Source organism: Streptomyces subrutilus, from assembly GCF_001746425.1.
GTDB classification, from domain to species: Bacteria; Actinomycetota; Actinomycetes; order Streptomycetales; family Streptomycetaceae; genus Streptomyces; species Streptomyces subrutilus_A.
Genome location: NZ_MEHK01000002.1, coordinates 19,097 through 37,898, shown reverse-complemented (window position 1 = coordinate 37,898; position 18,802 = coordinate 19,097). Strand labels below are relative to the sequence as shown.

Sequence of the window (18,802 nt, the reverse complement as noted above, 5' to 3'; positions counted from 1 at the left end):
TCGTCCATACGACGCACCACTCCAGGTCCCACCGAAGCCGCCGCGGCGGCGCCTCCCGCCCTGTCCCCGCGACGCGACGGACGCGACCCCGAAAGCCGACTCATTCCGTCTGAAGCTGCAGACGGAATGCAGGGCAGACGTCGGGGTCGACGTCGTCGTAGACGAAGATCCGTTGGGCGTCGATGCCGATGGACAGCTTGTCCAGCGTGTCTCCCGAGGTGACCTCCGCCGGGTCCTCGAACTGCAGCCGGAGCAGGGACCTGCGCGTCGGAGGGCGCGGGTCCTCGACCTCCCAGGTCCCGGAGCCGGTGAAGGCCTTGCCCGGCTGCGAGGTGTGGAAGTTGCCCGTGGGCCAGTTCTCCGCCGTGAGGGTGCCGCCGCGGTTGCCGCCCGGGGTGGCGGTAAGGGTCAGGCGGACGCCGTCGGCCTCGCGCGACCCGACGTACGTACCCACGAGCTGAGCCGCGCTGGCCGTGGTGGAGGGCTCCGGCACACAGCGTTCGAGCGGGTCCGTGCCGCAGGCGGTGAGCGTTCCGGCGACGACGGCCAGGGCTGCCGCGGCACGGCGGAGGCGATGTGATCGTGATCGGTGGTGCACGGACTACTTTCCGTCTGCGGGGATGCGCTCGGTCCAGGTGATCTTCTGGTCGATCGTGGACAGCACGCCCTCCTCGCGGTTGGTCTTCTCCAGCCATTCGTAATAGCCGGCGTAGTGGAGGAGGGACTCGTTGCTGGTGGAGTTGTTCAGCGTGTACTCCACCACGAGCGAGCCGTCGGGGTCCTGTCCCTTCACGCTGTAGTCGAGAGAGTAGGACCCCACGAAGGCCTCGCCCAGGTGTTCCTCGTCATTGGTGATGATCGCCGGGAGGTCGGTGGTGACGAGCTTCTTGAGTGCGCCGATCTTCCCGTCCTTGGAGATCGAGTAGCTGACGGTGCCGTCCTGGGCCGCGTTCTCCCGCCACCCGGCGAGGGTGTCGGCCCGGAGCTGCTCCATGCTGACACTCTTCTTGATCAGCTCCGTCATCTTGTCGCCGTCGTGGTACTCGCGGTCCCGCGGGCCGCTGCCGGTCCCGTAGTCCCAGCCCAGCGCGTAGGCCCCTTCGCGCTGACGGGCGGGGTAGGGGTCTTTGCCCTGCATGGCGAGGTTGAGGGCGTTGTAGTCCCCGTGGGAGATCCTGTCGGTGGTGTCGATGTTCCTGTGCTGCGGGTTGCTGTTGAACCACTGCCCGAGACCCACGTCCGACATCAGGGCGAATGCCAGGTTCCGATCGGCGGCGATGCCCCGCTTCACGACGCCGTTGATCTCGCGCTGGGCGCCCTCGATCGCCTTGGCCTCCGCCGAGTCCTTCTCGATCACTTTGCACTGGCCGTCGAACACCGTAGTGGCCGCGAGACCACTCGCCTCGATGAAGACGCCCTTCTCCTGGGCGCGCCGGACCGTGTCCTGCAGGTCCTTCTTCACCGCCTTGAACTCGCCGAGGGCATCTTCCATCACGCCGATCGCCGCATCGGCGACCTTGGCGGCCGACGCGATCTGCCGTTCGATGTCATCGATCATCCGCCACGCGTACGGGGCGGCTGCGCCCTCCCAGTAGCCCCTGTCCCGCAGCGGCGTCAGCATGTCGTCGCGGACCCGTTCCGGAAGCTTCGCGAGGGCGTCGCGGCTGGTACGCCACTGCGCGAGCAGCTTCTCCAGCGGACCGAGGTCCGTTTCCAGGATCTCCTGGTAGAAGCTGGTCATCAGAGTCCGTCCAGCTGCGAGCGGCGGGACACTCCCCGGAAGGAGTGGTCGACGTCGGCGTTGGTCTTGTTGTAGTCCCGGGCCGCGATGCGCAGGCTCTCGGATATGTGCGCCAGCCAGCCCGCGACGGTGCCTGCCTGCTTCTCCCACTGCTTGTGGGCCACCTTGAGCGCATCGGCTGATTCCCAACCCGTCATGGCGGTGGAGGCGGTGCGTGCCGGCTCCTCCAGAGCGGCCGCCGACTTGGTGAAGGCGGTATGGATCTCGTCCGCCTTTCCCGCCGCAGTGGTCAGGACTGCAGGGGCGATCTTGAGCGCATCCTGGGTCGGGCCACCGGGCGCAGGCGCGAACGGCTGGAAGCCGAGCGGCGGTTGCCGGAGCAGGGGCGGTCCGGTGGGCAGGCCGGCGGGAGCGAGCGGATCCGCGTAACTGTCGGCGGGCGGGGCCGTGAAGACGGCACCGCCCCACTCGGAGCCGTGCCGCTCGAGTTCGTCCGGAGTCAGCGGAAGCCGGTCCGGCTCGGGCAAATTGTCATCAGCCATGTGGTGTCCGCCCCCCCGGCGAGTGAACGCAAAAGCGAAAATCTGTGCGCTCCCCACTCTAGAGGAGTTGATCAATGTGCCTAAAACGGCTCATGTGCGCTGCGGGCTCGTCGAGCGGACCCGCCAGAGGTACTGAGGTTCCCGCCTTGCCGTCCGCCGTCATGGCCCGTTCGTGGTCAGCCCGTCCTGCCAACCTATGGCAGACCCGCCGGGTCGACATCGAATGGGAACGGCTCCGCCCGGTCCGACTTACGGCATCCAGATGCACGGTCACGGTCTCGGCGTGGCGGCCATTCCCGAGCGCAGCAGATCCAGGCTCGCCATCGCCTACCAGCTCCCGCTTCGCCCTCGCCCGCTCATCCGCATCTGGGCCCACAGGTGAAAGACGCACTACCGCAGGGCCGTGCTTGGTTGGCGGCGCCAGTCCCATTCCGGGTAACCGTCCACCAGCGCGAGGAACTCCTTCGCCGGCAGGATCTCGAAGTGGTTGGTGTCGATGAGGCCGTCGAAGCCGTCGAGAACGTAGCGGAGGAAAGTCCGGGCCGCGTCCATGGACTCGCACGACACATAGACGCCGTACGGCTCACCGATCTGGGACCTCACCTGCTCGAGCTCGTCCGACTCGTAGTCCGCCAGGATCCTGCCTGAGAGGTCGAGGTGGTACGAGTACCCGTGCCAGCGGAGTCTTTCGTCACCCGTCACGGGATCCGGCACGAGTTCAAAGGAACGAAGTCGTCCGTCAAGCCACGGGCGTCGCCCCTCAGGGGCAAGAACGATCACAGACGGCCATGACACGAGCCTCCACCTCCGCAGCGACAGTATCCGCGCAGCCCCCGGGTCGCCTGGGTCTCGACCAGCCAGGGTCAGCCGGATCTACCTCAGAACAAGGAGACGTGCTCCAGCCGGACCGTAGGTGGAATGGTCATGGTCGCGGCACGCGATACAGCCACCGGGGCGGTGTGTCGCGTCTGCGGTACCGGGGACGGGCGGGACGCGGGATAATCGGGTCCATGGTCACGCTCTCCTCCAGCAGCGCGGCGCCCTCGGCCGCCGAGGTGCTGCACGCCCGGTACGCGGGCCGGTTGCCCGCCTCGCTGGAGAAACTCGCAGGTCCGCGGCACGGCGTCGTCGAGCTGCCGCTGCACGTGGCCTGGTCCGGACTGCGCTCCTACGACCTGGACCGACCGCGCCTGCGCATGGGCCTGTACCGCACCGTCCTGGCCGAAGGGCAGCACGAAGACCTCGTCACCCTGCTGAACCGTGACCTCCTCCTGGCGCAGTGGCCCGTCCTGCGCACCTTGATCAGCAGGCATCTGCGGCAGGTGTGGGAGGAAGCCTTCCCCGAGCTGGCGACTACGGGATCCGCCGCAGCGTGAACCTGAGCGACTTGCACCGGCGGCTCCTGGCCGCCGTCATCGACATCGGCGCCCCGTACCCCCTCGTGATCACCGGAGGGTACGCCGTCCAGGCCCACGGCCTCGTCGAGCGGCTCAGCCAGGACCTCGCCGTCGCCACCGAGAACCCGGCCCCCATGGCCGAGATCGTCGCGGACCTCGAGCGGGGCTTGGCCGCACGGGGCTGGCAGGTGCGCGTGATCGACGTGGACGCCCTGTCGGCCCGCCTGATGGCAGCCGACCCCGACACCGGCGAGGAGTGCGAGGTGGACGTCCTCAAGGAACACTTCTGGACGCCGCCGGCCCAGACCGAGTACGGGCCGGTCCTCGCCTTCGACTCCGTCATCGGCACCAAGGTCCGCGCCCTGGCCGACCGCGGCGCCGTCCGCGACCTCATCGACGTACACGCGGCTTCCCGACACCGCACCGCCAACGAGCTGGAGCGCCTCGGCAGGCGGCACGGTCGCGACGAGTTCCGCCTCCACGACCTGCGCGACCGTCTCGCCGGCGCGGACTGGGCCGACGACGATGAGTTCGCCGCCTACGGCCTCACCGAGGACGAGACGGCCGAGCTCCGCGCGTGGGCCCAGCGCTGGGTGAGCGATCTGGAGCAGCGCCTGCACGAAGACGATGGCCACGACGACGACAGCTGACGCCCCTGTGCAGGCCAGTGAGCTGCGGGGTTCCGCCACGCTCAGGCATTAGGCAAAGCCACATCGGCTTCGCCGATGAACACAGAGCGCGGGACGTCCACGGCGAGCAGGCCGCCAGCGCTGAGCACGGCGAGCTGGCCCTGGTGCTCGATGCCAAGGCGCAAGGCCTCGCGCAGGACTTGGCGGGCCTCGTCGCGGGCCTTGCGGCCGGTGGTCGCGGCGTCCTTTGCGTCGGGCAGGGCAGCGAGGCTGCGGGCCGCCCGCTGGAGGTCCATCAGTTCGGCGGCCCGCTCGGCGTCCGGCGCGGGCGACACCAGGTGGAGCTCAGGGGCAGCAACGCCGCGGCGCGGCTGCTCCATCCGCACCGGCAGTGGTGATCAACCCGGTGTCCCGGCGAGGTCCACGTTCACCTTATCCACCGTGGCGCTGTAGGCGCGTCCGGTGCCGCGTGCCTGCAAGGCAATGCCGGCGGGCCGGTACTCCGGCACGGGTTCTGGACTCGCCCGCGTTCACCATGCGTTACGTGGCTACGGCGACAAGTACTGCCTCGACAACTTCGAGCGCGGTGGAGCAGCCAACAACTCCCCGGTCGGCTTCTGGGAATGCAACGGAGGCCCCACCCTCTACTGGCGGTGGCGGGCCGTAAGCTCCGGCGGCAACTCCGACTTTCTGCTGGTCAACAACGCCTCCGGACGTTGCCTCGACTACCCGTCCTCGCACTGGGAACGCCCTGGCGCCCAGTTCAATATCTACGACTGCAAGGACGGCGCCGCCCGCGGTCAGGTCTTCCGCGTCCACCAACTCGGCAACAACGAGTTCGCCCTCACGTCGCTCATCAGCAGCAGCACCCTCGCCCTGGACGGCTACTCGAGCAGCTGGCGGGGGAACGGCAGCCCGGTTGGCCTCTGGAACGCGAACTCCAGTGCCTTCAACGTCCACCAGCGCTGGTACTGACCGCGGCCGGGCACGCGCGTACGGTTGCCGAGCTGTCTGAGCGACCGCACGGCGACCGTAGACAGACCGCTGCCGCCCGCGCCTGATGAGCCCTGGGGCACAAGTCGTCCGCGTACGTCAGGGGCGTGCGGTGCCAGTGAACGCACATCCCCGCGTGCGCAGGGAGCAGGCTTGCTGACCTGCGACTCTACGTGGCCGAAGCGCCGTTCTCGCACACTTTCGCTGAATCCGGCAATCCACCCACAACTCACCGATCCAGGACGGCATCCTGGGTATGCGTCGGCACTCTGCCGATCCGGCCGGCCCCTGGAGAGCCCTCCGCCCCATGCCTCAGCCCGTGCTGCGAACGATGACAGACCCGCCGGGTAGGCATCGGATGGGAACGGCTCCGCCGTCCGACTGCGGAGTCGGAAAGCACGGTCACGGGTCTTGGTGTGGCGGCCGTCATCCAAGGCGCGGCAGGTCCAAGCTCGCCATCGTCCACCAGGCTCCGCTTCGCCCTCACCGACCATGCGCATAGCCGCCGTCGGCGATCGTGATGGTCTTGCCGACGGCGGCTTTTGGACCGGATGCCTCCCAGCTGCGCGAGTCGGCGCCGCTGGCTCCGGTGTCCTTGCCCTTGGCCTACCCGCGGTTCCCCTCGACGCGGGTGAAGCGTTCCTTGAAGGAGCACACTTGGTCCGGATCCATGGAGACGCAGAGAACGGATCCGTCCCTGATGACGCTCAGGGTGATGCTGCAGTCTCCCAGGGGCATGTCCCGGAAGGTGACCCCGACGGTTTCGCCAGACTGCGCCTCCTTGTCCATCCCGACGAGTCCCCCGGGAGTTCCCTCGTCCACGAAGAAGGCCCAGTTCCCGTGGCCCGTGCCGCTGGGGCAGCCGCGGACGAGGGCAGGATCCAGGCTCAGACCTTGCGAGTCGAACGTGTGGTCCGCTTTGAAGACCAGGCTGGCGCCGGCTCCCGTGGCCCATTTGCCCGTGAGACTGCCGATATCTGTCACTGCTCGCGGTTCTTCCGAACCGCCGCACGCCGACAGCAACAACACGGTGGCCAGCGCAAACAGGCGAGTTGCCAGGGGGAACCGACGATAGCGCATTCTATCTCCATATTTTCACGGGGAGGCGGAGCGAATGTATCATCCACCTCGCCCCCTCCTGACGTTCAGCCTATTTGACGGAGCATCCGCATACGTTCAGCGGAAGTCTTTCCTGCCAGGTGAATTCCTGCGAAACGGCCGCGCCGAACGTCTTGTCGAAAAGCGGATTCCATTCCCGTGGAACCATGTGCGTGGCAGAGTTCCAGTCACTCAGATTGTTGACCGAGAACTGAATGCGCACGGCACCCTTTTCCTTGTCCACGTTGACGATCTGAGCCTTTGCGGAGTATGTGCCCAAGAAGGCGTCCGCCATGTTCTCGTGTCCGAGAGTTCCATTGGTGACGACGCTGGAGAAATCGTTGTAGATCCCTCGCGCCGTATTGAATTTCCACCACGGGCTGCCAGGTTCAGGACCCCTGTCCTTGTAGCTGAATGCGTACGGCTCCTTTGCGTAGGTCGCGTCCATTCCGCTCCCCAGGGCCTGCGCCAGCAGCATCTCGCGGGCGCCCCTGATCGTTTCGTCACCCGCGAGCACCTTCGTGAACGCATCGCCTCCCTTGAACTTCTGGTTCGGTCCCAAGGGGTAGCCGCCACCCCAGAGCCAGCCCAGGAACAGGGCGCGCGAGGTCTCCCACTCGTTGTACGGGCCGCCCTCGTCGAGGATTCCGAATCCTTCGACCACCGGGGCGAACGGGATGGGAACGAAGGCGGGTCGCCATTCCATCGTCAGCGGCCTGTACACATCGCCGGGCGAGATCGTGTAGTCCCTTCCGCGCCATGGCCGCGTCAGGCCGGAGCCGCCCTGCTTGCCGGCTTCCGTCAGCGTCGGAGGGCCGGGTTCGTTTCCGGGCGTGGTGTTCTCGCAGTTGGGGCAGGGCCGGGTCGGGCAGTCGACTTCCGGGCACATGCCCGACGGGTCGGCGTTGGTGACGGGGTTGTTGCTCGCATAGGCGTAGCCGTTGAGGGACTGTGCGGCGTCCGGCGCGAGGACCGGGTCGACGCTGAGGAACTGGCCGAGGGCTGGGTCGTATTCGCGGGCTCCGACGTGCGTCAGGCCTGTGCTGATGTCCTCGGGCTTGTCCAGGAACCGCTTGTCGTCGGGCCAGTTCGCCGTGGCCGACCCCCGAGCCGAGCCGAACGGGGTCGTGTAGCGCTTGGTCACCGTCTGGCTGTCGTCGCCGGAGACGGTCAGCGACGAGGTGCCGTGGGCGTCGCCCGCCGTGTACGACAGTTTGGCGGTGCCGGATACGTTGGTGACCACGGCGATCTTCGTGCCGGCAACGGTGTAGGAGCGGGTCGCCCACTTCTTGGCGCCCTTGAGGTGAACCTCTGTGGAGGCGGTGTAGAGGATCGTCTCGCCGGCCGGGTCGCGGCGGATCAGCAGTTCGCCTTCCGCGTCGTAGACGTAGTCCGTGGTGGTTGCGCCTTCGGTCAGCTTGGCGAGCTTGCCCTCCGGTCCCCAGGCCAGGGTCTGGGAGCTGGTGCTGCCCGGGGTTTCGGCGCGCTTGGCGGTGTTGCCCGTGGCGTCGTAGGCGTACTGCGCGGTGACGCCGGTGCAGGTGGCGCCGGTGGTGGTGGCTGCCAGGGCGTGCGGGCGAGCCGGTTCGTAGCAGTAGGTACGGGTCTGCGGGGTGCCGGTGTTGGTCTTCTCCGTGGCCCGCTGGCCCGATGGGGTGTAGGTGTAGCTGGTCCAGTAGGGGGCGGCGCCGTCCAGGTTGGCCGCGGTACGTCCGCCGGCGGAGCAGTCTGCCGTCTTCGGGGTCCAGGCTTCGGTGATGCGGCGTTGGCCGTCGTAGGCGAAGCACTGGTTGTCGGCCTTGGTGAAGCCGCTCAGCGGGGCCGAGTCGAAGATCGACAGGACGTTTCCGGCCTGGTCGTAGCTGTAGGTGAGTTCTTGGAGCATGCCGGTGTGGGTCTGGTCGTTGACCGTGGACCGCAGCAGGCGCCGGGTGCCCTCCTCGTACGTGTTGCCGATGAAGGTCTTGCGTACCCCGGCGGCCGCGGAGCGGGCCAGGGTGAGCTGGTCGATCTCGCCCAGGGGGGAGTAGGCCACGTTCTGGACGTAGTCGGTGGTGCCGGAAAGCGCTTTCGGAAGGCCGAAGCCGTTGTAGTGCAGCTGGAGCGTCTCGGCCGGCAGTCCGCCGACGGCCGGCGCCGTCGTCGTGTTGAGCGTGCCGTCCAGCCGGTAGCTGACCGTGTGGTCAGTGGTGGCCGCGATGGCGCCCGAGGTGACGAGCGGGTCGTTGCCGGGCAGGGTCAGCCGGGTCGTCGCGGGCCGCCCCAGGGTGTCGTAGGCGGTGACGGACTTGGTGTAGGCCTTGCCGGTCAGACCGCCCTCGTAGCGGGTGGAGTCCGTCGGGGAGCCCTTGCGCACGGTGTCGTACGTCCACGCCGCGAGCTTGTTGGCGTCGGACTTCGGGGACGTCCACAGACCGGTCTTGCGGCCGAGTTCGTCATAGCCGTACTCCAGGACCGTGTTGCGCGCGTCCTTCGAGGTCGCCACCTGGTCCAGGACCGTGTAGGAGGTGGTGGCCGTGCCCTTGTCGGGGTCGGAGGAGCTGACCTTCCGGCCGAAGAGGTCGTAGCCGTACGTCCACTTCGCGCTGTCGGGCCCGGTGATCGTCGCCTGCTTGCCGTCGAGGGTGAACGTGTGGCTCACGCTGGTGTACGGCGTGCCCGGCGCGGTGCCCCCGAAAGCCGGATCGTTCGGCACCATTCCGCCGTAGGTGCGGGTCTCCGTGGTACGGCCGAGGGCGTCGGTGATCGTGCGGCTGGCCGTGCCGCCCTGGACCGCCGTCGTGGCGACGGAGTCACCGGTGTAGCTGGTGCTGGTGGTCTGCTTCTTCACCCCGTAGACCAGGAGTGAGGAGGTGACGGCGCGGCCCATGCCGTCGAAGACGGTCTCGGTCTGCGCCGGGGTGCTGCCGTACTCGGCTCGGGCATAGGTGCCCTCGGGTGCCTTGTCCTTGTCCCAGATGTCGGCATAGGACTCGTAGGCCAGACCGCGCGAGTCGTAGCGTGTGTCGGTCAGCAGCCGGCCGCCGTTCGGCGACGGCGTCTGGGTCTGCAACGGTCGCAGCAGGGCATCGGCGATCGAGTAGACCGTCTTGTAGCTCGTCCCGTCCGCCATGAGCGAGCTCACGGAGGTCCACGGCTGCTTGCCGCGCGCCATTCCGTAGCCGTACTTGACGTTCGGGGTCTGGGACTGGCCCCGGTTCGGGAGCCAGGTCGCGGTGATCCTGCCGAGTCCGTCGTACGTCGTGTAGGTCGAGGCCATGGTCTCGTCGATGGAGCGCACGATGGAGCCGCGCAGGTCCACGTACGAGTACGACCTGTGCTGCTGGCCGTTGGCGGCGAGCTTCGGGGCGGTGACCACGGTGACTTCCAGCGGGCCGGCCGACGCCGGGGAGTAGCTGGTCGTGGTCGTGTTCCCGGCCGCGTCGGTCGCGGTCAGCCTGCGGCCGAGTTTGGCCGAAGCCGTGTCGTAGGTGGACCTGCCAGTGGTCTGCCAGCCGCCCGTACCCGCCGGGTCACGGTCGGCCGTACCGGAGGCGGCGGGGTAGGACTGGGCACGACCGGTCCAGGTGGACAGTCCGAGGGTCGGGGTCTGGGTCGCCGACCAGCCTCCGGCGTTGACGTCGTCGTAGACCGTGGCGGTGTCGGAGAGGACGTCTCCGCGGTTGGCCGAGGTCGCCGGAAGGCTCAGCTGGTCGTCGGTGACGGTGCACGAGGCACCCACCGTACGGGTGCGTGAGGGCAGGTTGGTGAGGCCCTTGGCCTGGTTGCGGGCGTACCAGACCCGGGTGCAGGTCTCGTCACCGGTCTTGGCGGTGTCGCCGGACGACGACGTGCGGGACTGCATGCCGTAGTCGTCGTAGGTGTTGTCGGTCCGGGTCGTGCGCCAGGTGTTGGAGGAGGTGAGGAAGGTGTGGCTGTAGGAGGATCCTGTGCGGACGTAGTGGCCCTTGATGTTCGCGTACGACTTCTGCTGGCTCGAGGTCTGCCGGCTCCAGGGGTCGGTGACCGAGACGGACCGCGGGGCGGCGCCCTCGTAGGTGATCTCCTGGCGCTGGAAGCCCGAGTACTGCTCGTCGTCGTCGATGTCGGGAATCGTCAGGCCCGGAACCGGGACTGCCGCGACCGTGGTGGTACGGGTGGCGCTCGTGCCCTTGCGCTTGTCGCCCCGCAAGCCCTGCATGAAAACCTTCACGGTCTTGGAACGGGTCTTGTCGGCGGCGCCAATGAAGGAAGTGACCTTGCCGTAGCCCCGCCATGTGGACCAGGTGCGTTCGTCCTCGGGGGTGAAGGGATCGTCGTTGTACCGCCAGCCTGGGTTCTCGTAGGTGTAGGCATGCTCGACCAGATCGTTCTGGCCGGCCGGATCGGCGAGGGTGACGGCGCTGACGTTGTACTTGTGGAACCAGTCGAGTTTCGGGTCGCCGCCGTTGACGGGCCAGTAGACCGGGTAGCAGGACAGCGAGTTGGTGTCCTCGGCGGTCGGCATCCTGGTGCCGCGTACGCACTGGGGGTCGGAGAGGGTGACCGTGGTGATGGCGCCGGCCTCGGACGTGATGGTGTTGATGCGCGGGCGGCTGAGCGGAACGACGTCGTCGCCGTCGGCATCGACCCGGTTCGGCCGCATGTGGTAGGTGAAGTCGACGGGGGGAACGTCCGCCGTCGTCGCCCCGTTGCGTCCGGTGCGCTTGATGGACTTCAGCACCAGGCTCTGGTCGCTGGTGTCGCCGAGGTCACCCGGGTCCAGGTACTCCTGGGTGAGGTCGAAGGTGTCGATGGGGGCGTAGTTGTCGGGTTCGAGCGCCGTGGACCACGCGTGGGTGGTGACGGCCGTCATGCGCTTGCGGGTGAAGAAGGCCGGGGAAGCCGCCCGGCAGTCGGTGGCTCCGCTCGCGCAGATCGCATCGAAGGGCACATCGGGCCAGTTGTCCGACGTGTCCTTGGTGAGATTGCCGCAGTTCGCCCCGAAGCACCGCTCCTCGTAGCCGAACGTGACCTTGTGAGAAGCGTTGGTGGTGAAGAGCGTGTCTTCGCGCTGGCCGTAGCGGATCTCGGAGAGGGTTCCGCCTCGGGTGTAGGCCGCGAGCTTGGTCTTGTCCCCGTTCTTGGCGTAGTGGTTGGTCTCGGCCGCGTACCAGTAGCTGGCGGCATTGCCGTGGAGGTCTTGGACCAGGTCCACGTTCCAGCGCCACGCCTGGACCTGTGAGCGGTCGACGAAGGAGGAGCCCTTGGCGTAGCCGGGCTCGCCCGAGTCATCGCCGAAGACGGGGACCGTCCAGGTCGAGTTGGTCCGCTGGGCGCCGGCTCCGGGAAGCTTGTTCAGACCGAAGGTGTAGGTCGTACCGTCGCCGGTGACGACCTTCCAGTATTCGCCGTTGTCGTCACCGTTGTCGGCGCCGGTCGCCCAGCTGACCTGTGAAGCATCGTCGTCCTTCAGCCGCCACGTGCCGCTCGTGTCGTCCTTGACGAGCTCGGTGGACTTGCCGTTGAGCACCAGTGACGCGTTCTCGTACTTCCAGCAGAGGTCGTCCTTGTCGGTCTGTCCGTCGTCGTCGCAGGAGCCGTATTTGCGCTCGATGTATGACGAGGTCAGATCGAAGCCCTCACCCACTTGAGAGCCCTGGTTGTTGGAGTTGGCTGTCCGGCCGTCGATGCTTCCCGAGTTGTACGAGAACGAGAGCGATGGGACGGGTCCTGCCGCAGCCGGTGGTACGGCGACCGGATAGGACCAGGTGAAGGCGCCGCTGGAGGAGCCGGACTGCCAGCTGGAGGAGGCAGAAAGCGGCGTTGCCGAGTGGTCACCCGAACCCTTGGGCGACGTGGTGTCGGTGGCCATCACCGCGAAGACCGCCGGGGTCTGTTGGAGAGCCTTGCCCGCGCCTGTGCCCCCTTCCCGGAGCGAAGGGACCTCCGCCGTCACGCTGCGGTTCTCGATGCTGTTCGCTGACGGCAGCGGAGTCGTCGTGCGGCACTCCGCCTTCTCCGGGGTCGTCAGTACGCAGGAGGGCAGTGCGACCAGGCCGAGGCGGGTGGACCAGCCGCCGCCGACGGCGGAGGCGAAGGAGCCGTAGTCGACCGTGAGCCGCGCCGGTCCATCGGCCGTGCTCGTCGCCGTGAACAGCACGCCTGTGATGCCGGCCCGCTCCGCTGCCTTCTGGTCGAGAACCTTGACAGTCGACTTCCCGGCTGCGCCGCCCAGGGCCGCGACCGGGCCGACGGGCACGGTGGGGGCGAGCAGCGCGCTTCTCGGCCGGGCCGTGGGCTGTACGTCGACCAGCGGGCGGGTGCGTGCCGGGGCGGCGGAACCGTCTCGTACGAGGGTGGCGGCTTTGGGCCAGTCGGCTTTGGCGTCACCGCGGGCCCGCTGCGCCTGGGCCCTGTTCTGGGCCTGGTTCTTCGCGACCAGGTCCCGGGCGGCCTTGGCGCCTTGGGCGTTGACCGCCCGGACCTTGGCGTCCTTGTGTTGGGCGGCTTTAGGGGCGCCGGGGAGGTCCGCGGCGACCGCGAGGGGCGTGAGTGACCCCGGCACCGTGAGGACCAGGGCCAGTGCGGCTGCCAATGACAGCCGGTGGCGCGTTCTCGCGCCTGGTGAGCGGCTCGACATGAATGCTCCAAGGGAAAAGGGGATGCAGGAGGGCCGTGGCCGCCCTGTCGGGGCGGCCACGGCACGACGCTGTTGCGTTCGGCTGTCAGCTGCCTGAGCCGAAGACGGTGTCCGAGATCTGCTGGGCGTCCTTCATGGCGCCGGACCACAGGCGCATGCCCTTGATCTCGCCGGGCAGGAAGTTGCCCCAGGTGCTGTTGGTGAAGCCCTTGCCTACGGCGAGCTCGCCCGTACCGGCGGTGGCCGTGTAGGCCTTGGGCTGGGCCTGGCCGACCGCGCCCACGTAGAGGGCGATCGTGCCGTCCTGGGCGTTGTGGACGCCGGTCACCTGGACGCCCGCGTTGAGTGCGGCCGGGCTGTCGCCGGCCACGGAGGGGCCCGAACCGTCGTCCGTGAGCCGGCCGAAGTGCCAGGTGCCCTCGGCGAGGGTCAGCCACTTCGTGGGGTCGAGTTCGGAAGGCTCGGTCCTGGTGCCGGTCTTTTCGAACCACAGGCCCCAGGAGGAGCCGGTGGTGGTGCGCTGGCCCATGATCTGGGCCCGGTAGCCGTTCGGCTTGTCGACCAGGCGGGCGTTGTCCAGCTTGGCCTCGGCCGTCACCGTGAAGGAACCCGTGTCGTCCACCACCGGACCGGCCGCGGTGGCGGCCTGGGTGGTCCCGTTGAGGACGAGGGCCCCGCTGCTGACGGCCGTACCGGCGGTGGGGGTCAGGGCGCGGCCGTTGCCGGAGATGTCGGTGAAGGTCGCGCCGGGCGTCGAGAGGTCCCAGGCTCCGGCCAGGTCCACGCGCGGTTTGCCATTCACCGGGTCGAGGAGCGAAGCGTCCTTCTTCACCTCGAGCTCGCTGAGCTCGGACTGCCAAGCGGTGATCTCGTCGACCCGGCCTGATACGAAGTCCGTCATCGCCCCGCGGTGCTTTATGGCACCGAAGGTCATCGGTCCGGGGGTGGCGATGGGGTTGGCGACGGTCATCTGCCCTTGCAGCTGACCGTTGACGTAAAGCCGCGCGATGTCGGTGGACTGGTTGTAGGTGGCGGCGACGTGGGTCCACACTCCGGCTTGGGCCGGGTTCAGCCCGTTGAGCCGGGCCATGGTCTTGTAGCCCTCCGTGCTGTCGTCCGTGGCCATCTGCAGCATCCACGGCTTGCCGGCCCACGCGGTGATGGCGACACCGCTGAAGTTCTGGCCCGCCTGGCCGACCAGCGAGAAGTTGGCGTTGGTGTGGTCGAGTCGGACCCAGCCGGCGACGGTGAAGGAGGACCGGGTGTCGATGACTGGCTTGGACGTGGCCGCGTACTGGCTGCTGGCGCGGTTTAGCTGGAGCGCGCGGTCCTCGTGCGCGGTCGGCGTTCGCACCCAGCCCCGGCGGCCGTTCTCCGGGCGCTGGCCGCCCGCGAAGAGGTCGGCGTTCTCCTTGAGGACCGGGTCGGTGGTGGAGGTGTCGAAGGCCTGGCCGTCGTGTTCATCGAAGCTCCAGTGGCCGACTGCGCCCGGGCCCTCCTTGACGACGAAGTCGACGATCTGCACGGCGCCCCAGCGTCCCAGGGAGTCTTTGGCCTTGACGCTCAGGCGCATGGTGCCGGACAGGGGTGGCGTGATGGAGACGGTCGGCTTCGCGCCAGTGACCTCCGTCCAGGCGGTGTCGGTGGCCAGCTTGTACTGGTAGGCCGCGTTGGTGTCACCGGTCCCCGGGCCGAAGGTGAAGTTTCCGGGGGTGCCGGGCTTGCCGGACGCCACGCACGCGGTGCTGGTGCAGGCGCTGTAAGGGCCGCCGAAGGTGATCGCCGGGGCCTTGGGGGCGCTGGGGTCCACCTTGAAGTAGCAGTCCGCGCTGGGCGAGCTGTCCCGCACGTGTCCGTCCGCAAAGGACTTCGTCCAGGTCCGGAACCGGTAAAGGGCGCCTTCCGTCAGTGCCGCGGGTGGGTCGCTCGTGACCTTGACGTTGTCCCCCACGTAGCCCGAGCTTGGCCGCTCGATGAAGTTGGCATCGGCTTCGCCGGCTTTGACCGGAACCCATTGGAACGTCACGTAGTTGCCGTTGACGACGGACACCTTCTTCTCCGTCTGCATGGCGATCCGGAGTGATGCGCCGGGTTCGCCTCCCCACACCGTCTCGGTGATCGCGGTCATGGCGGGTGTCGGGTCCGATACCACCGACGGGGTGAGGGGGTCGTGCGAGCAGATCTCGCCGGCGCCCGCGACCAGACCCACGTAGATGGGCATGTTCGGCTTGCCGATGTAGTCGACGGACAGGACCGCGTCGTTGCGGAAGCGTTTCCACGCAGCGGTGTCCGATTCGTCCTCCGCGCGCAGTTCCAGGTTCAGCCGGTTGTACCGGCCGTTGGCGAAGTCGCGGACGGTCGGGGTCAGGTTCTCATCGGGTTCATCGGGCAGGTTGTCCGCGAACTCGACGGGTGCGGCCGGCGAATTGGGATCACAGGCCGAGCCGCGGCCGGCCGACAGCCACCGGTCTCCCATGAGGTCGGCATAGTTCGGCTTGTTCGACCAGGTGGTGTTGGCGTCGATCTCGCCGTCCATGCGGACCAGCCAGACATTGCGGGCCTCGCACTGGAACGCCCACGGTTCGGTGACTCGGAAGCGGGCGGTGAGGACCTCCTTGCCGACCAGCTTGCTGGGCGAGAACTCGAAGTACAGGCGCTGGACGTATCCCGGGCCGCAGTAGTAGCCGGCCCAGGAGCCGCACTTGCCCATGCCCTTGCCCATGTCGTCGTCGCCGTTGTCCCAGTTCCAGAACTTGACGCCGTCATTGCGGAGCGCGGTGTGCTCCGTACCGTCGTCGAGGGAGACGGAGGGGTCGATGTAGAGCGGGAAGGAGGCCGGGTCGCTTTGGGCGAGCAAGCCCGCGTTCGGGGTCACCGCGAGGGAGTCCGCGTCGATGTGGACGGGCATGGCGGCCGTCTGAACCCCGACCGCCGGGCCGTCCGCGGGGTTCTCTCGCCCGCCTGCCGCGTCGCCGATCGGCTGAGCCGAAAGGCCCTCGGCCTTCGCAGCCCTGGATTTCGCGCCCGGGCTCTCGGGGCCTGCGGCGGGCATGCCCTTCGAGTCCCACATCAAGGGCGGCGGGGCCTTGAAGATCCCCTTCCCGTTGGCGTCGGTGGCGGTCAGGCCGCCGTCATTGCTCTTGTTGAGCTGGATCCCCTTCGATGTGAGATCGAACTCGACACGCTGAAGCTTCGGATTCTTCGCGGCCTCGGGCGTCTTCACCACGAGAACCTCGCGGAAACCCTTCAGCGTGGCGGTCATCCGCAGGTCGACCCCTGGCAGCACCTCCGCGTACACGGCGCTGTTCCCGTCCAGCACCGGCTTGGGCAGCGCGCCGCCCTGCCAGCCCCACGACATCGACCGCCCGCCGTGGTCGATGGTCACCAGACTCTGCCGGTCGCCACCGCCCGAAAAGCTCACCCCCGCGACCGCGGACTTCGGCCCCACCGTCCCGTCGGCGCGGAACTCCAAGGTGGCGTCGGGCGTCGTCCAGCCACCGTTCGGCGCCTTCACGCGTACGGGAACCGCGGACTGGTCGAGCCGGAAGGACCGACCGTCAGGGTTGGCGTACGTCGTGGTGGACTCGGTGCGTTCACCGAGCACCTCGACGGGCTTGCCCGACGCGGCCGCGGCCTTGAGCGCCTTCTCGCTCTCGCTCACCGGCAGCGCATCGGCAACGGCGGTTGCCGGCGTGTACGCCGAAGCAACGCTCATCACCAAGGCCATGCCGAGTGCGGTCGCCACGGCATGGCAAAGCCGCCGACCAACGATTGCAGACATTTTCTCCCATTTCATATGGCGCGGAGATCCCCCCGGGCGCCGCGCCAAGCCCTCACCGGCTATGGCGGTCCAACATTAAATCGCATGTGTGTTCGATTCGAACCTGTGGGTCTGATATCGCCAGGTGGTCGAAAAATAGGGCACTCCAGGCGGAAGGCCGGAGTGCTCAGCGGCTACCCGGTCCGTCGCCGGCGGCGTCGCCCAAAAGGCGCCAGGCGATGAGCTCGGGGGCTCGATCAAGGGCGCGCAGGCACGCCCCGCGGGCGGTGAGCAGGGCCTCGGCCTCCGAGTCGGCGAGGGCGAAGAAGACCAGATCGATGCGATCCGCCTCCAGACCCGCCGTTGCGGTCACGTGCTCGATTCGGTCCGCGGGAGCGAGGTGGGCCGTAAGGAAATCCCTGACGTCGCTCGGGGCTGTGACTGTTCCACAGGAGCCAATCAACTGGAATGTGATCATATACATGGAGACTTCCAGTGGGATTGCTTGCTTTCGCTCGCTCGGTATCGAAAGCGGAGTGGAGTTACAGGTGGGCGATACCGTCCCGCGGAGCGCTCCATCCGTAGCCGTCTCCCGCCAGCACCTGGCGCGTGCTGCTCCATCCGAATCCGTCGCCCGCAGTCGTGTGCCGCCCTTCCGACAAGCCGAGCGCGATCGCAACGGATCCGAAGGCGGCGAGGACCGCGACGGGCATGAGCAGGCGTGCGGCGTACGACATGAAGGACTCAACCCCAAGAAGTCTGGTGGGCGAATGTGTGACACCTCCCCGGTCCGGGAGTGCCGTGTTCGATGGAGCAAGCCTGTCCTCCCCCTGATCCGGTGTCACTAGAGGGCGAGTGGCGTCAAGCCGCCTGGCGCCTTGACGCCACCTCGGACCGGCTTGAGGCGTAGCGGGCAAACGCCTTCCAAAGCACCCGATCCGCCAGCGGAATACACCACTCCCGACCACCGCAATGCCGAAAATGGGCCCATCGAATCCGCTCCGAGATCCTTTAGGATCAAGCCTTCGGATCGGGGGGATCTCATGCTGCAGTGGCTAGGCCTGTCTCCACACGCGGAAGCTGTCTATCGGGCGATGCTCAAGAGACCCGACCACGGCGTGGTCGACCTGGTGGTGGACACCGGACTGGACGAGAAGGCGGTACGGGGCGCCCTCGACGAGCTGGCCGCCCTCGCCCTGCTCAAGCCGTCCGGGCAGACCGGGGCCGGGCTCCGCCCGGTCAGCCCCGAGGTCGGTCTGGCCACGCTGCTGGCCTCCGCCGAGGCGGAGATCGCTGAACGCCAAGCCCAAGTGGAAAGCGCCCGTGCGGAGATAGCGGCCATCGCCGCCGCCCACCTCGGCACGAGACTGTCCGACAGTGCCACACGACTCGAAGGCCTCGACGCGATCCGCACCCGGCTGGAACAGCTCCAGCGGGCCACCCACTTCGAATGCCTGTCACTGAACCCCGGCGGGGCCCACCGCCCGGACGCCCGCAGCGCCGCCACTCCGCTCAACGAAGAAGCCCTGCGCCGCGGGGTCGTCATCCGGGCCGTGTGCCGCGACAGCTTCCGCAACGACCCCGACACCCTGGCGTACGCCCGATGGCTGACGGAACACGGCGGTCAGATGCGCACCATACCCACCGTGCCCATCCAGATGATCATCGTTGACCGCCGTGTCTCCATCATCCCCGTCGATCCGGAGAACCCCCGCGCGGGCGCACTCGAAATCCTCAGCCCTGGCATCGTCACCGCCCTCTGCGCGCTGTTCGAGCAGTGCTGGTCCGCCGGCACCCCTTTCGGCGAAGCCCCTCGCCCCGACCCCAACGGCTGCACACCCACGGAGCGCGCGCTGCTGGCACTCGTCGCCGCCGGCGACACGGACGAAGCCGCGGCGCGCACGCTCTCCATCTCCCCGCGCACCGTCAGCCGCATGATGTCCAACCTGATGGAGAGACTCGAGGCAGTCAGCCGATTCCAGGCCGGGGTGAACGCCACGAGGCGCGGATGGCTGTAGGGCGGGGCGCGAACGTGCATGCG

General features: G+C 68.1%; 14 protein-coding genes. 4 read left to right on the top strand and 10 right to left on the bottom strand.

Annotated features, from left to right (window positions below):
* Positions 1-100: 100 nt before the first annotated feature.
* From BGK67_RS33465 to BGK67_RS33450, 4 genes are all read right to left on the bottom strand, one after another.
* A complete protein-coding gene (locus tag BGK67_RS33465; protein ID WP_141754138.1) occupies positions 101-598 on the bottom strand; it encodes a hypothetical protein in 498 nt (165 codons plus the stop codon).
* Positions 599-601: 3 nt separating this feature from the next.
* Entirely contained in the window at positions 602-1,741 is a 1,140-nt protein-coding gene (locus tag BGK67_RS33460; RefSeq protein WP_069924324.1) for a hypothetical protein, read from the bottom strand.
* Positions 1,741-2,283, bottom strand: a complete 543-nt coding sequence (locus BGK67_RS33455) for a WXG100 family type VII secretion target (protein WP_141754137.1) — start codon at positions 2,281-2,283, stop codon at positions 1,741-1,743. Before BGK67_RS33455 ends, BGK67_RS33460 begins: the two co-directional genes overlap by 1 nt.
* Positions 2,284-2,673: 390 nt before the next feature.
* Positions 2,674-2,985: a hypothetical protein gene (locus tag BGK67_RS33450; protein WP_244291540.1), complete on the bottom strand. Its 312-nt coding sequence runs from the start codon at positions 2,983-2,985 to the stop codon at positions 2,674-2,676.
* Between the two features lie 308 nt (positions 2,986-3,293).
* Between BGK67_RS33450 and BGK67_RS33445 the strand changes: the two genes are divergently transcribed.
* The gene (locus tag BGK67_RS33445; RefSeq protein WP_107489041.1) at positions 3,294-3,659 is read left to right on the top strand and encodes a hypothetical protein; all 366 of its coding nucleotides are present in this window, start codon (positions 3,294-3,296) and stop codon (positions 3,657-3,659) included.
* Positions 3,656-4,330 carry a nucleotidyl transferase AbiEii/AbiGii toxin family protein gene (locus tag BGK67_RS33440; RefSeq protein ID WP_069924321.1) on the top strand — a complete coding sequence of 225 codons (675 nt, stop codon included), beginning with the start codon at positions 3,656-3,658 and terminating at the stop codon, positions 4,328-4,330. The genes BGK67_RS33445 and BGK67_RS33440 overlap by 4 nt, the downstream gene beginning before the upstream one ends.
* Positions 4,331-4,371: 41 nt before the next feature.
* On the opposite strand, the gene BGK67_RS39560 is transcribed toward BGK67_RS33440, so the two are convergent.
* Positions 4,372-4,644, bottom strand: a complete 273-nt coding sequence (locus BGK67_RS39560) for a hypothetical protein (protein WP_208948860.1) — start codon at positions 4,642-4,644, stop codon at positions 4,372-4,374.
* Positions 4,645-4,771: 127 nt separating this feature from the next.
* Between BGK67_RS39560 and BGK67_RS33430 the strand changes: the two genes are divergently transcribed.
* A complete protein-coding gene (locus BGK67_RS33430; RefSeq protein WP_208948859.1) occupies positions 4,772-5,284 on the top strand; it encodes an RICIN domain-containing protein in 513 nt (170 codons plus the stop codon).
* A 624-nt stretch (positions 5,285-5,908) separates the two neighbouring features.
* On the opposite strand, the gene BGK67_RS33425 is transcribed toward BGK67_RS33430, so the two are convergent.
* The 5 genes from BGK67_RS33425 to BGK67_RS33405 form a co-directional block, all read right to left on the bottom strand.
* Positions 5,909-6,382, bottom strand: a complete 474-nt coding sequence (locus BGK67_RS33425; RefSeq protein ID WP_069924318.1) for a hypothetical protein — start codon at positions 6,380-6,382, stop codon at positions 5,909-5,911.
* 70 nt (positions 6,383-6,452) lie between these two features.
* Entirely contained in the window at positions 6,453-12,956 is a 6,504-nt protein-coding gene (locus tag BGK67_RS33420; RefSeq protein WP_069924317.1) for an RHS repeat-associated core domain-containing protein, read from the bottom strand.
* Between the two features lie 130 nt (positions 12,957-13,086).
* Positions 13,087-16,716 carry a laminin G domain-containing protein gene (locus BGK67_RS33415; RefSeq protein WP_079154779.1) on the bottom strand — a complete coding sequence of 1,210 codons (3,630 nt, stop codon included), beginning with the start codon at positions 16,714-16,716 and terminating at the stop codon, positions 13,087-13,089.
* A 232-nt stretch (positions 16,717-16,948) separates the two neighbouring features.
* Positions 16,949-17,134: a hypothetical protein gene (locus BGK67_RS38435; RefSeq protein ID WP_141754136.1), complete on the bottom strand. Its 186-nt coding sequence runs from the start codon at positions 17,132-17,134 to the stop codon at positions 16,949-16,951.
* A 169-nt stretch (positions 17,135-17,303) separates the two neighbouring features.
* Positions 17,304-17,498 (bottom strand): hypothetical protein, encoded by a 195-nt coding sequence (locus BGK67_RS33405; protein ID WP_069924314.1) that lies wholly within the window; start codon positions 17,496-17,498, stop codon positions 17,304-17,306.
* Positions 17,499-17,855: 357 nt separating this feature from the next.
* On the opposite strand from BGK67_RS33405, the gene BGK67_RS33400 reads away from it, so the two are divergent.
* Positions 17,856-18,779 (top strand): helix-turn-helix domain-containing protein, encoded by a 924-nt coding sequence (locus BGK67_RS33400; protein WP_244291539.1) that lies wholly within the window; start codon positions 17,856-17,858, stop codon positions 18,777-18,779.
* Positions 18,780-18,802 lie beyond the last annotated feature (23 nt).